The following is a 12,230-nucleotide window of genomic DNA, read 5'->3' on the forward strand; positions in this document are numbered from 1 at the left end:
GGCTTCCGTCTTTGCGGCTAATTCGGGGAATGAAGACGTCAAAAAAGCAATGCGCCCGCATGGGGCGCATTGCATGTGAGGGCATCAGCCCCACTGAACCGCGAGAATCTCGTAGCCCTTGGCACCGCCAGGCGCGTTGACTTCGATGCTGTCGCCGACTTCCTTGCCGATGAGCGCGCGGGCGATGGGCGAGGAAATGGAGATGCGGCCCGCCTTCACATCGGCTTCCTGATCGCCGACGATCTGATAGGTCTTTTCCTCGTCGCTATCCTCATCCACCAGCTTGACGGTGGCGCCGAACTTGATCTTCGAGCCCGACATCTTGGAAAGATCGATGACTTCCGCACGTGCGGTCAGGTCTTCGAGTTCGGTGATGCGGCCTTCATTGTGGCTCTGTGCTTCCTTGGCAGCATGGTACTCGGCGTTTTCCGAAAGGTCGCCATGGGCGCGCGCTTCCGCAATCGCCTCGATGATACGGGGGCGTTCCTCCTGCTGGCGCCAGCGCAGCTCCTCCTGCAGCTTGACGAATCCACCCTGAGTCATCGGTACTTTTTCTACCATTTTTTTATCCTTCGCATTCCGGTCGCTTTACTTGCAGACACAAAAAGAAACAGGTTCCGGAGGGGAACTCCGGAACCATGCCAAAATCATAACTGAGCCGACTATATCAGAAGACGACAGCGAAATGCCAGCAAATTTGAGGCGTACATATTTTCTCACGTAATCAATGCGTTACCTTATGTCATTGACATTTGTCTGTGGAACATATAGTGAACATACCCATGAAGAAGTCCATCAGGCAACGGCTGGCCATTCTCTCCGACGCGGCGAAATACGATGCTTCCTGCGCATCCAGCGGCACGACAAAACGCAACTCCGCAGCATCGGGCGGTCTGGGCTCCACGGAAGGGTCGGGCATCTGCCATGCCTATGCGCCGGACGGGCGATGCATTTCGCTTTTGAAAATCCTGCTCACCAATTTCTGTATCTATGATTGCGCCTATTGCATCAACCGCTCCTCCAGCAATGTCGAGCGGGCACGGTTCACGCCGGAAGAGGTGGTTTGGCTGACGCTGGAGTTTTACAGGCGCAACTATATCGAGGGGCTGTTCCTGTCCTCCGGCATCATCCGCTCCTCCGATCATACGATGGAGGAGATGGTGCGCGTGGCGCGGGAGTTGCGGGTTACCCATGGTTTTCGCGGGTATATTCACCTGAAATCCATTCCCGAAGCATCGCCCAGGCTCATTGAGGAGGCAGGGCTTTACGCGGATCGTCTCTCGATCAATATCGAATTGCCGACCGATAGCGGCATTGGCCGTTTCGCGCCGGAAAAGCAGCCCGTCAATATTCGCCGCTCCATGGCCGATATCCGCCTGAAGATCGAAGAGGCCGGAGAGCCTACCGTCCGGACACGCAAGACCAGGCGCTTCGCACCGGCCGGGCAGAGCACGCAGATGATCGTGGGGGCGGATGGCGCTGACGATAGCACCATTCTCTCCACCAGCGCCCGGCTTTATGGCAGCTACGGTTTGCGGCGCGTCTATTATTCGGCCTTTAGCCCCATTCCCGATTCGTCGAAAAACCTGCCGCTCATCAAGCCGCCGCTGATGCGGGAGCACCGGCTTTATCAGGCCGACTGGCTGTATCGCTTTTATGGCTTCGATATCAGCGAGATAACGGCGATCGGGGGTGACGGCATGCTCGATCTCGATATCGACCCGAAACTCGCCTGGGCGCTGAAACATCGCGACCGTTTCCCGGTGGACGTCAATGCGGCGGAGCGGGAAATGCTGCTGCGTGTGCCCGGTTTCGGCACCAAGACGGTGGCCTCCGTTCTATCGTCGCGGCGGTTCCGGCGGCTGCGGCTGGAGGATATCGCGCGTTTCGGCGTTTCCCTGAAAAAGGTGAAGGCTTTCATCGTCGCCGAGGGCTGGACGCCGGGCAAGCTGACCGAGCGGCCGGATTTGCGGGCGATGTTTGCGCCGCAGCCCGAACAATTGTCGCTGTTGTGATGTATGGCCCGGTTCTCGAAGGGCGGGGCGATTTCGGCGAGTGGCGCGATGTCGCGCGTGCGGCCCTTGCCGCCGATATTCCGCCGGAGACGATTGACTGGCGGTTGCGGGATGACGGGGCGGGGCTGCTGGATTTCGCCGGCGAGCCATTGCCGACCGTCGATGCCGGCAATGGGCAGGTTTCCGTTCCGGCCTCGTTCGTGGCGCTGGCGCAGGCCGTCATCTGCCATGGCGATCCCGGCCGGTTTGCGTTGCTTTACCGGTTATTGTGGCGGCTGAAGCGGGATCGCGCCCTGTTGCAGTTCAAGTCCGATCCGGATGTTGCAGAGGCCCGCTTGCTCGAGAAATCGGTGCGCCGGGATTGTCACAAGATGACGGCCTTCGTCCGTTTCAAGGAATTGCCCTTGCCGCAGGGGCAGGGCGGGCGACGGCGGTTCATGGCCTGGTTCGAGCCGGATCATTTCATCGTCGAGCGAACGGCAGCGTTTTTCCAGCGACGGTTTACCGATATGGACTGGCTGATCGCCACGCCGAAAGGGTCCGCCCGATGGGACGGAAGCGAGCTGCAAAGCTCACGGGAGGCGGCGGCGAAGCCTGATCTGACGGACGAGACGGATGAACTCTGGCGGACCTATTATGCCAATATATTCAATCCGGCGCGCCTCAAGATCAAAGCCATGACGGCGGAGATGCCGAAGAAATACTGGAAGAACCTGCCGGAAGCTGATCTCATTCCCGGTCTCGTTCTCGGTGCCGAGGCGCGGGTGCTGGAGATGGCCGCCAGGGCGGCAAGCCAGCCGCGGCCCTTTCACCATCGCCTGCAGGCTGCGGCCGCTGCCCGGGAGACGACGCAACCCGTGCCGGATGGCACGCTCGCGTCGCTGGCGCGGGAGGCTGCCCACTGTACCCGCTGTACTCTGCATTGCAGCGCCACGCAAACGGTTTTCGGTTCGGGGCCGGAGGATGCGGAAATCATGATCGTTGGCGAACAGCCGGGCGATCACGAGGATCTCGCCGGCAAGCCTTTTGTCGGTCCGGCCGGCCAGCTTTTCGACCGGACTCTTGCCGATGCCGGTATCGAGCGCAAAAAGCTTTATGTCACCAATGCCGTCAAACACTTCAAATATGAAACGCGCGGCAAACGGCGCATCCATCAGCGGCCGAATGCGGGCGAAGTGGAGCAATGCCGCTGGTGGCTCAATCAGGAAATCGCGCTTATTCGGCCGAAGTTGATCGTTGCCATGGGCGCGACGGCGCTTTATGCGCTGACCGGCGGTAAGGAAAAGCTCTCGGAGATTCGGAGCCGTCCTCTGCCGATGGAGGAAGGCCGAACGCTTTTTGTCACCATGCATCCGTCCTACCTCCTGCGCCTTGCCGATGCGCAGGTGAAAGAGGCGGAAATGATGCGGTTCAAGAAGGATATAAGTTTTATTAGAATATTCGAATAAATTTCCATTTGGGCGCTGGAGATTTATTCAATATTTGAGCCATAACTTGCAGTAGTATCATTTACTGATTATTTATCTGTTATTTTTATTGAAACTTTATACTTAATACTATAATTAAGTCCTCCGAATTTATTTACCGTATGGACAAATCATGTTGGGTGAACTCGACCTTGCGACAGTCATACTGATGCAAAAGTGTTCTTATATCGTTGGGCTTTTGAGTTTTATCTATCTGAAAATGACCAATCGCGGCTTGCGCGGTCCCATCCCCCTTGCGGCGGGTTTCGCCTCGATGACGATTGGTTCCACGCTTGCTGGTTATGGCGAATGGGGAATATTGTCGCCGGCCCTGTGGCGGCTCGGCAGTGTCGCTTTCGGTATTGTGGGTTACGCGCTGATCTGGCTCGGCTTGAAGGCGTTGAGCGACGGGCGTTCCGTCGACCGACGGACGGTATCCATTGTCTGCGTCATCTCCGTGCTGGCGATGGTTGTCGCCCAGCAGGTGGCGGACAATAATGCGTATCGCGCGGCGCTCTTCAATGGCTGCGCATCGCTTGCCTATCTCGCCGGGGCATCGGTGCTTTTGGCCAGATGGCGCAGGGAGCCGCTGCTGTCTCGCCTGGCGCTGGGTGGCATCACCGGCGTCTCCAGTCTCATTTCGCTATCGGTGGTGAAAAGCGTGCTTTTGCCCGATTATGCCACTATCAATCTGGTCAATGCGTTTTTCTTGATCATCATGCTGAACTTCGCCATTGCCCTGTTCGTGATGATGTTCGTGGCCGAGCGGTCGGAGCGAAAACTGCTTGTTCTTGCGAATACCGACCCGCTGACGGGCGTGAAGAACCGGCGCTTCTTTTTCCAGACCATGCCTGCGACGCCCGATCCCACCGATGCGGCCATGTTGCTGGATATCGATCACTTCAAGTCGATCAACGACCGTTTCGGCCATGCCGTCGGCGATAGTGTGCTGCAGGAAGTGGCGAAGCGCATCGGCGGCAGCGTCCGCAGCGGGGACGTGCTGGCGCGTTACGGCGGAGAGGAATTCATCATCTACCTGCCGGGCGCCGGCGTTCGCAAAGCCTGCATGATCGGCGAGCGCATTCGCGATGCGATTGCGGTAACCGAGGTCGATTGCGGCGGTTTGCGTGTCGGCGTCACCATCAGCATCGGCGTTGCCGCCACTGGCGAGATGCGCTGCGATCTCCAGACGCTCGCGGAAATGGCAGATCGCGCACTTTACCGCGCGAAGATGGACGGGCGCAATTGCGTTCGGGAGGCGCAGGCGGCATAGGCGGGGCTGCGGGCTGTCGATCTTTCCGCAGGGCGGCACCGCATCGTCGTGTCGTGTAGCGTCGTTGTTGCCCTTCGGTCTAAAAGGGCGGCTTGTCTGATTCATCCGCCGTGGCGCGGCGGGACAGGGCCTCTTTCAGAAGAACCTCGATCTGGGCATTGACGCTGCGCAACTCGCCGCTCGCGGTGTGCCGGATCATGTTCAATATTGCGGGTTCGATCCGCAGCGGAAAAGCCACCCGCTCCGGTCCCGGTGGACGTCCAGCCATGGTCAGTCCTTCAAGGCAGTGGTTTGGCGTATCGGGGCCAGGTGTTCCCATAGCAGGGATCCGATGACGCGTCGCTTCAGCATCTTCATGGAGCGTTTGACCGGAGCTTTGGCAACGGCGTGGCGAATGGATGCGGGCGATCCGTCATTGAGCAATAGGGACATCATGGGCCTCGTTCGAACCTGATGTTTTGATATCGGCAATGAATTGCAGCAGGATTACGCGATGCAAAACGCCGCGGACATGGTGACCCGCGGCGTCTTGTTTTCATTCAACGCTGGAACCTGCGGTACCCGCAGCTTACTGGAAGTAGCTCTGCAGCGGCTTCACTTCCAGATTGCCGGCCTTCAGCGCCTTGATGGCAAGCGCTGCCGCTTCCGCGCCGGCCATCGTCGTGTAGTAAGGCACCTTCTGCATCAGCGTCGCGCGGCGCAGTGACTTCGAGTCAGAAATCGCCTTGTTGCTGTCGGTGGTGTTGATGACGAGCTGGACCTGACGATTGCGGATGGCGTCTTCGATATGCGGACGGCCTTCCTGCACCTTGTTGATCTTTTCGGCGTTGATGCCCTTTTCGGCGAGGAAACGCTGGGTGCCGCCGGTGGCCAGCACCTTGAAACCGCTTTCCACGAGAATGCGGATGGCGGGCAGAACGCCTTCCTTGTCCTCGTCACGCACCGAGACGAAGACCGCACCGGAGCGGGGCAGGTCGACGCCGGCGCCGAGCTGGCTCTTGGCGAAGGCCAGCGCGAAATCGGTGTCGAGACCGATGACTTCGCCGGTCGAGCGCATTTCCGGTCCGAGCAGAATGTCGACGCCGGGGAAGCGGGCGAAGGGGAAGACGGCCTCCTTGACGGCGATGTGCTTCAGGTTGCGCGGATCGGGCTTTTCGCCGTAAGCGGCAATCGCCGGATCGAGCTTCTCGCCGGCCATGACGCGGGCGGCGATCTTGGTGATCGGCGCGCCGATGGTCTTCGCCACGAAAGGCACGGTGCGCGAGGCGCGCGGATTGACTTCGAGAACGTAGATCGTGCCGTCCTTGATGGCATATTGCACGTTCATCAGGCCGCCGACATTGAGCGCCTTGGCAAGCGCCGTCGTCTGGCGTTCCAGCTCGTCGACGATTTCCTTCGACAGCGAACGGACCGGCAGCGAGCAGGCCGAGTCGCCCGAATGGATGCCGGCTTCTTCGATGTGCTCCATGATGCCCGAGACGAAGACGCTTTCGCCGTCGCACAGCGCATCGACATCCACTTCCACGGCGTTGGTCAGGTAGCTGTCGAACAGCAGCGGGTTCTTGCCGAGCAGGGTGTTGATCTGGCCGGTCTTGTCGTTCGGGTAACGCTGCTTGATGTCCTCGGGTACGAGGCCCGGAACCGTGTCGAGCAGATAGGTCTGGAGCTGGCCTTCCGAATGGATGATCTGCATGGCGCGGCCACCCAGAACGTAGGACGGGCGAACGACCAGCGGAAAGCCGATTTCCGAAGCGACGAGGCGAGCCTGCTCGACCGAATAGGCAATGCCGTTGTTCGGCTGGGCCAGATCGAGCTTCATCAAGAGCTTCTGGAAGCGGTCGCGGTCTTCTGCAAGGTCGATCATGTCGGGCGCGGTGCCGAGGATCGGGATACCGTTCTTTTCCAGCGCTTCTGCGAGCTTCAGCGGGGTCTGGCCGCCGAACTGCACGATGACGCCGACCAGCTCGCCCTTTTCCTGTTCGGCGCGCATGATCTCGATCACGTCTTCGGCCGTCAGCGGCTCGAAATAGAGGCGGTCGGAGGTGTCGTAGTCGGTGGAAACGGTTTCCGGGTTGCAGTTGATCATGATCGCTTCGAAACCGGCATCCTTCAGCGCGAAGGCGGCGTGGCAGCAGCAATAATCGAACTCGATGCCCTGGCCGATACGGTTCGGGCCGCCACCGAGGATGACGACCTTCTTGCGGTCGGAGACCTGCGCTTCCGAACGGGCGGCGCCGACGAACGGGATTTCATAGGTCGAATACATGTAAGCGGTCGGCGAGGCGAATTCGGCGGCGCAGGTGTCGATGCGCTTGAAGACCGGACGAACATTCAGGCTGTTGCGCAGTTCGGCCACTTCCTTCGGACGCTTGGACGTCAGGCTGGCGAGGCGGGCGTCGGAGAAGCCCATGGCCTTCAGCATGCGCAGGTTTTCCGCATCCTGCGGCAGGCCGTGCTCGCGAATGCGGGCTTCCATGTCGACGATGGCCTTGAACTGGGCGATGAACCACGGGTCGATCTTTGAGTTCTCGTGGACTTCCTCTTCGCTCATGCCCATGCGCAGCGCTTGGGCGACCATGCGCAGGCGGTCCGGCGTCGGCGTGCCGATGGCGGCGCGGATGGCGTTCTTGGAGCCTTCGCCTTCCTCGTAACCGGGGATTTCGATTTCATCGAGACCGGTGAGGCCGGTTTCCATGCCGCGCAGCGCCTTCTGCAGCGATTCTGCGAAGGTGCGGCCGATGGCCATGACTTCGCCGACCGACTTCATGGCGGTGGTGAGGATCGGCGAAGCGCCGGGGAATTTCTCGAAGGCGAAACGCGGGATCTTGGTGACGACATAGTCGATGGAAGGTTCGAACGAAGCAGGGGTCGCGCCGCCGGTGATGTCGTTTTCCAGCTCATCCAGCGTATAACCGATGGCGAGCTTGGCGGCGATCTTGGCAATCGGGAAGCCGGTTGCCTTGGAGGCGAGAGCAGACGAGCGCGAGACGCGCGGGTTCATTTCGATGACGACGAGGCGGCCGTCCTTCGGGTTGACGGCGAACTGCACGTTCGAGCCGCCGGTTTCCACGCCGATCTCGCGCAGCACCGCAATCGAGGCGTTGCGCATGATCTGGTATTCCTTGTCGGTCAAGGTCAACGCCGGCGCAACGGTGATCGAGTCGCCCGTGTGGACGCCCATCGGATCGATGTTTTCGATGGAGCAGATGATGATGCAATTGTCCGCCTTGTCGCGGACGACTTCCATCTCATATTCCTTCCAGCCGAGAACCGATTCTTCGACCAGAACTTCCGTCGTCGGCGAGGCGTCGAGACCGCCCGAGACGATATCGAAGAATTCCGAGCGGTTATAGGCAATGCCGCCGCCGGTTCCGCCAAGCGTAAACGACGGGCGGATGATGGCCGGCAGGCCGACATGATCGATGGCCTGAGCGGCAATCGCCATGGCATGGGCCATGTAGCGCTGCTTGCGGTCGGTTTCGCCAAGGTTCCACTGGTTTTCGAGATCGTCCAGCGCCTTGTCGAGATCGGGACCGGAAAGCTTGCCCTTCAGCTCGGTGCGGGCGGCTTCATGCTTCTTGCGGTCGGCATCCTTGATTTCGGTGGCGTTGGCCAGCATGGAGCGCGGGGTTTCAAGGCCGATGCGGGCCATGGCTTCGCGGAAGAGAGCGCGGTCTTCGGCCATGTCGATGGCTTCCGGCTTTGCGCCGATCATTTCCACATTGTAACGGTCGAGAACGCCCATGCGCTTGAGAGAGAGCGCGGTGTTGAGCGCGGTCTGACCGCCCATGGTCGGAAGAAGCGCATCCGGACGTTCCTTGGCGATGATCTTTGCCACGACTTCGGGCGTGATCGGCTCGACGTAAGTGGCGTCGGCAAGGCCCGGATCGGTCATGATCGTCGCCGGGTTGGAGTTGACCAGGATGACCCGGTAACCCTCTTCCTTCAGCGCCTTGCAGGCCTGGGTGCCGGAATAGTCGAATTCACATGCCTGACCGATGACGATCGGTCCCGCGCCGATGATGAGGATGGACTTGATATCTTGGCGCTTCGGCATGGCTCTCTCGTTCCGCTTTTCGGTTGCGCAAAACACCGGCCAGGGTGAAGGATCACCGGTCGGGGGGCGCAATTCAAATGTTTTCAGGCTAGAAGCGGCTTATAGGCAAATGTTTTTGAGAACGGAACCCCATAAATTCCGGAATCGACAGAAACTCTTAACGGGCAGGGGCGTGTGCGGTGAAACGGGCCTGTACCGCAGCACTGTAAGAGCGGCTGACGGGGATTTCACTGCCGTCTCTGGTCATGACATGCAGACGGCCGGCCTGTTTGCGCAGGGAGACAAAGTCGGCATCGGCAATCCAGTGGGAACGATGCACCTGTAAACCCGCCGTCTGGCCGAGTTCTTTCAGCGCATCGGCAAAACGTAGCAGAACCAGCTGCTGCCCGCGCGTGGTGACGATTTGCGTGTAATGATCCTGCACCGACAGCCGCAGCAATTCTCCGCGCTTTTGCGGCGGCAATCGTTCCAGCAAGGGGATGATGCCTTTCACGTCCCTATCTGCATTTGCCTTTGTGTCCGTTTCGGCGTCCGCCACCTTTTCGAAGGACTGGCGGGTCGTAAGGTAACTCAACAGGCAGAAGATCGCGCAGAGCGGCAGGGATGAGAGGCTGCTCTTCAGAACCGGCGTGAGACCCATCTCCTTGCCGTAGAAAATCTGATTGGTGATGGTGAGCAGCAGCCCGATCGGCAGTGCCGCCGTCAGCGAGCCGATCATCATGCGTGTCAGCATGTTGTCGATGTGGCCTGAAAGGATCGTCTTGGCGATGACCGAAAAGGTGATGGCGAGCATCCAGGCACCCGCCTGAATGATAGTCCAGTAAAGCAACCGGTCGGCGAAGCTCATGGTTTCGCTCGTTCCGAAAGGCCCGGTCAAGATGAAGATCGCCAGCACGGCAAGAAATGTCAGCCATAGCCTGCGCGATTGCAGCATGGCGTGCATTTCACGAAGCGTGGATTGCAGATACGGGTGATCCACGAAGTTTTCCTGCTGATGGCGCCAATCCGTTTTTCTTCTCCGCATGTTTTGCCGAAATTGGCTTCGATTTCAACCGAACCGAAACAGCGCCCATGTCATTCCAGCCTTTGTTAGATGCACCGCTTGCCGTGCAGTTCCATGTCGCCACCGTCGTGCCCGCAGCCCTTCTTGGGGCCTTCATTTTCCTGCGCCCAAAGGGCACCGCCATTCACCGGCTGCTCGGCAAGATCTGGGTGGTGCTGATGGTCGCGACTGCGGCGTCTACCTTCTTCATCCATGAATTGAAGGTGTTTTATGGTTTCAGCCCGATCCATCTTCTTTCCGTCTTCACCATCTACGGGTGTCTGCAATCGATCTATTTCGCCCGCCGCGGCGATATCAGACGCCATATGCGGATCATGCAGAGCGTTTATCTCGGCGGCATCGTGATTGCCGGAGGTTTCACCTTCGTTCCCGGCCGCATCATGCATGAGGTCGCTTTTGGTGATGGAAAAGCCGGTTTTGTGGTCCTTTCCGCCGGCGCTCTCCTGTTTGTCGTCCTGTTTCTGACCGTGCTGAAACAAAGACGCAGAGCCGCATGAGGCTCTCCGTTTGCCACCTCTGCTTTCTTCCGGAACAAGATGTATTATAGTGCCGTTATAAGGCAGCTTGTTGAGGCGGAACCGCCGGGAGAAGAGCATGGAATGGAGAGGGCGTCGCCAGTCGGACAATATCGAGGATCGGCGCGGCATGTCGGCGGGATCGGGTGATCCTTTTTCCCGCGGCGGTATGCGGGTGCCGATCGGACGTCGCGGCGGCGGCATCGGCATTGGCGGTCTTCTGGTCATTCTATTGATCAGCTGGGTGCTCGGCATCAACCCGCTGACGCTGCTGACCGGCGGCGACCTGTCGATGGATGGCGGCGGTACGACGCAATCGGGGACCCAGCAGTCCGGCACGCGACCACAGGGACAATCGTCCGACGAGACGACCGCCTTCGTCCGCACCGTCCTTGCCGAGACGGAAGATACGTGGAGCGGCATTTTCCAGTCGGCCGGGGAGACCTATCAGAAGCCGACGCTGGTTCTGTTCTCCGGACAGGTGTCTTCCGCCTGTGGTTATGCTTCCGCTGCCAGCGGTCCGTTCTATTGCCCGGGCGACCGTAAGGTCTATCTCGACACCAGCTTCTTCAAGGAACTCGACCAGCGTTTCGGCGCGGCCGGCGATTTCGCGCAGGCTTACGTGATTGCGCATGAGGTCGGCCACCACATCCAGAACCTGACCGGCGTTCTGCCGGAGTTCAACCGCCGCCGTCAGTCGATGAGCCAGGTGGATGCCAACAAGATGTCGGTGCGCGTCGAGCTCCAGGCGGATTGTTATGCCGGCATCTGGGGCAAATTCACCGAGCAGAAGGGTATTCTCGAAACGGGCGACCTCGAGGAAGCGCTGAACGCCGCCCACCAGATTGGCGACGATACGCTGCAGAAGCAGACACAGGGCTATGTGGTGCCTGACAGTTTCAACCACGGCACCTCGGCACAGCGCGCGGAATGGTTCAAGCGCGGTTTCCAGAGCGGCCGTGTCGAAGATTGCGATACGTTCTCGGCGAATATCTGAGGAGAGGGGGCTTTTCAGCCCCCTTTTCGTTTAGCGCATCAAGAGCGCCACCACATACATTCCGAGGGCGAAGATGGTATGGGCCACGAGGTTGAGGACGCGAACCTTCGTGGGGTTCGGTGTTTTCGACGCCGCCCAGCCAATGCCGAGCCCCGGCTGCAACAGGAACCAGCCCGCGCCGACCGTGACGATGCCGACGATCCACGGCTCAATGAACGAAGGATTGGCAAACCATGCGGCCGGGACTACCAGCGCGAGAACGATGCCATAAAGAATGCCGACGGCGTAATGTGAAATCCAGCCGAGCGCCAGTTCATGTTCATAGGGTTCAGCCGTGGCGATGCTGTCGTGAAACATCGTACCTTTCGGCACATGCCAGAACCAGCGGCCGACCGGCGCCCAGTTCGGCGCGGACTGGCCGAAGAACCGGTGCAGCACAATCGCCCATATATCCATAAACAGGGTGCCGCCGATGCCCATGGCAATGCCGCGCCAAATCAGTTCCAGCATAGATCCCTCCGCATGATCATGATCGATCAAGCTCTAGCGGATCGGGACGGTGGCGGGAACAGGCTTTTTTCGATTGCTGCGAATGGACATGAGAATGGCCGGATGGCTCCGGCCATCAGAGTGGTGAGAAAGGCGCAAGACCTCGCCCCCGTCATGCTCGTGCTTGTCCCGAGCATCTGCAACCGATCGGATTTAACGCGACGTGGTTGGATCCTCGGGACAAGCCCACTACTGTCCGGTTTAAATTTGCGGCCATTGGAAGGCCATCTGGATTTGGTTTCTGGGTTTGTCTGGTGGCGGGTCGAGAAGCCGATCGGTGCGTCGCCGGTGCATG

Annotated in this window: 11 protein-coding genes; 6 read left to right on the forward strand and 5 right to left on the reverse strand. The window is 59.6% G+C overall.

The window, feature by feature from the left end; all coding sequences use genetic code 11:
• Window positions 1–84: 84 nt before the first annotated feature.
• A complete protein-coding gene (gene greA / locus PH605_RS16500) occupies window positions 85–561 on the reverse strand; it encodes a transcription elongation factor GreA (protein ID WP_003522847.1) in 477 nt (158 codons plus the stop codon).
• A 221-nt stretch (window positions 562–782) separates the two neighbouring features.
• Here greA and PH605_RS16505 point away from each other — a divergent pair, with 221 nt between their 5' ends.
• From PH605_RS16505 to PH605_RS16515, 3 genes are all read left to right on the forward strand, one after another.
• On the forward strand, window positions 783–2,015 hold the full coding sequence (locus tag PH605_RS16505) for a putative DNA modification/repair radical SAM protein (RefSeq protein ID WP_142845462.1): 1,233 nt from the start codon (window positions 783–785) through the stop codon (window positions 2,013–2,015).
• Entirely contained in the window at window positions 2,015–3,463 is a 1,449-nt protein-coding gene (locus PH605_RS16510) for a UdgX family uracil-DNA binding protein (RefSeq protein WP_142845463.1), read from the forward strand. The genes PH605_RS16505 and PH605_RS16510 overlap by 1 nt, the downstream gene beginning before the upstream one ends.
• A 151-nt stretch (window positions 3,464–3,614) precedes the next feature.
• On the forward strand, window positions 3,615–4,754 hold the full coding sequence (locus PH605_RS16515) for a GGDEF domain-containing protein (RefSeq protein ID WP_142845464.1): 1,140 nt from the start codon (window positions 3,615–3,617) through the stop codon (window positions 4,752–4,754).
• Between the two features lie 79 nt (window positions 4,755–4,833).
• Here PH605_RS16515 and PH605_RS16520 read toward each other — a convergent pair whose 3' ends face one another.
• The 3 genes from PH605_RS16520 to PH605_RS16530 all read right to left on the reverse strand — a co-directional run bounded on the left by PH605_RS16520 (window position 4,834) and on the right by PH605_RS16530 (window position 9,835).
• Entirely contained in the window at window positions 4,834–5,022 is a 189-nt protein-coding gene (locus tag PH605_RS16520) for a hypothetical protein (RefSeq protein ID WP_142845465.1), read from the reverse strand.
• Between the two features lie 300 nt (window positions 5,023–5,322).
• The gene (carB, locus tag PH605_RS16525) at window positions 5,323–8,811 is read right to left on the reverse strand and encodes a carbamoyl-phosphate synthase large subunit (protein WP_142845466.1); all 3,489 of its coding nucleotides are present in this window, start codon (window positions 8,809–8,811) and stop codon (window positions 5,323–5,325) included.
• Between the two features lie 157 nt (window positions 8,812–8,968).
• Window positions 8,969–9,835, reverse strand: a complete 867-nt coding sequence (locus PH605_RS16530) for a LytTR family DNA-binding domain-containing protein (RefSeq protein ID WP_161987923.1) — start codon at window positions 9,833–9,835, stop codon at window positions 8,969–8,971.
• A gap of 47 nt (window positions 9,836–9,882) precedes the next feature.
• On the opposite strand from PH605_RS16530, the gene PH605_RS16535 reads away from it, so the two are divergent.
• A complete protein-coding gene (locus PH605_RS16535) occupies window positions 9,883–10,371 on the forward strand; it encodes a DUF2306 domain-containing protein (RefSeq protein ID WP_142845467.1) in 489 nt (162 codons plus the stop codon).
• Window positions 10,372–10,468: 97 nt separating this feature from the next.
• Window positions 10,469–11,386 carry a KPN_02809 family neutral zinc metallopeptidase gene (gene ypfJ, locus PH605_RS16540; RefSeq protein ID WP_142845468.1) on the forward strand — a complete coding sequence of 306 codons (918 nt, stop codon included), beginning with the start codon at window positions 10,469–10,471 and terminating at the stop codon, window positions 11,384–11,386.
• A gap of 30 nt (window positions 11,387–11,416) precedes the next feature.
• On the opposite strand, the gene PH605_RS16545 is transcribed toward ypfJ, so the two are convergent.
• Window positions 11,417–11,896: a DUF2938 domain-containing protein gene (locus tag PH605_RS16545; protein WP_142845469.1), complete on the reverse strand. Its 480-nt coding sequence runs from the start codon at window positions 11,894–11,896 to the stop codon at window positions 11,417–11,419.
• Window positions 11,897–11,908: 12 nt separating this feature from the next.
• Between PH605_RS16545 and PH605_RS16550 the strand changes: the two genes are divergently transcribed.
• The coding region (locus PH605_RS16550; RefSeq protein WP_205125162.1) for a hypothetical protein at window positions 11,909–12,230 on the forward strand (322 nt) is incomplete at its 3' end.

Source organism: Agrobacterium sp. CFBP 3001, assembly GCF_027871605.1.
Lineage (GTDB): Bacteria > Pseudomonadota > Alphaproteobacteria > Rhizobiales > Rhizobiaceae > Agrobacterium > Agrobacterium leguminum.

What these genes read in the sequence shown, in the direction of transcription:
- greA (WP_003522847.1), bottom strand. Translation starts at nt 561, where the DNA reads ATGGTAGAAAAAGTACCGATGACTCAGGGTGGATTCGTCAAGCTGCAG.
- PH605_RS16505 (WP_142845462.1), top strand. Translation starts at nt 783, where the DNA reads ATGAAGAAGTCCATCAGGCAACGGCTGGCCATTCTCTCCGACGCGGCG.
- PH605_RS16510 (WP_142845463.1), top strand. Translation starts at nt 2,015, where the DNA reads ATGTATGGCCCGGTTCTCGAAGGGCGGGGCGATTTCGGCGAGTGGCGC.
- PH605_RS16515 (WP_142845464.1), top strand. Translation starts at nt 3,615, where the DNA reads ATGTTGGGTGAACTCGACCTTGCGACAGTCATACTGATGCAAAAGTGT.
- PH605_RS16520 (WP_142845465.1), bottom strand. Translation starts at nt 5,022, where the DNA reads ATGGCTGGACGTCCACCGGGACCGGAGCGGGTGGCTTTTCCGCTGCGG.
- carB (WP_142845466.1), bottom strand. Translation starts at nt 8,811, where the DNA reads ATGCCGAAGCGCCAAGATATCAAGTCCATCCTCATCATCGGCGCGGGA.
- PH605_RS16530 (WP_161987923.1), bottom strand. Translation starts at nt 9,835, where the DNA reads ATGCGGAGAAGAAAAACGGATTGGCGCCATCAGCAGGAAAACTTCGTG.
- PH605_RS16535 (WP_142845467.1), top strand. Translation starts at nt 9,883, where the DNA reads ATGTCATTCCAGCCTTTGTTAGATGCACCGCTTGCCGTGCAGTTCCAT.
- ypfJ (WP_142845468.1), top strand. Translation starts at nt 10,469, where the DNA reads ATGGAATGGAGAGGGCGTCGCCAGTCGGACAATATCGAGGATCGGCGC.
- PH605_RS16545 (WP_142845469.1), bottom strand. Translation starts at nt 11,896, where the DNA reads ATGCTGGAACTGATTTGGCGCGGCATTGCCATGGGCATCGGCGGCACC.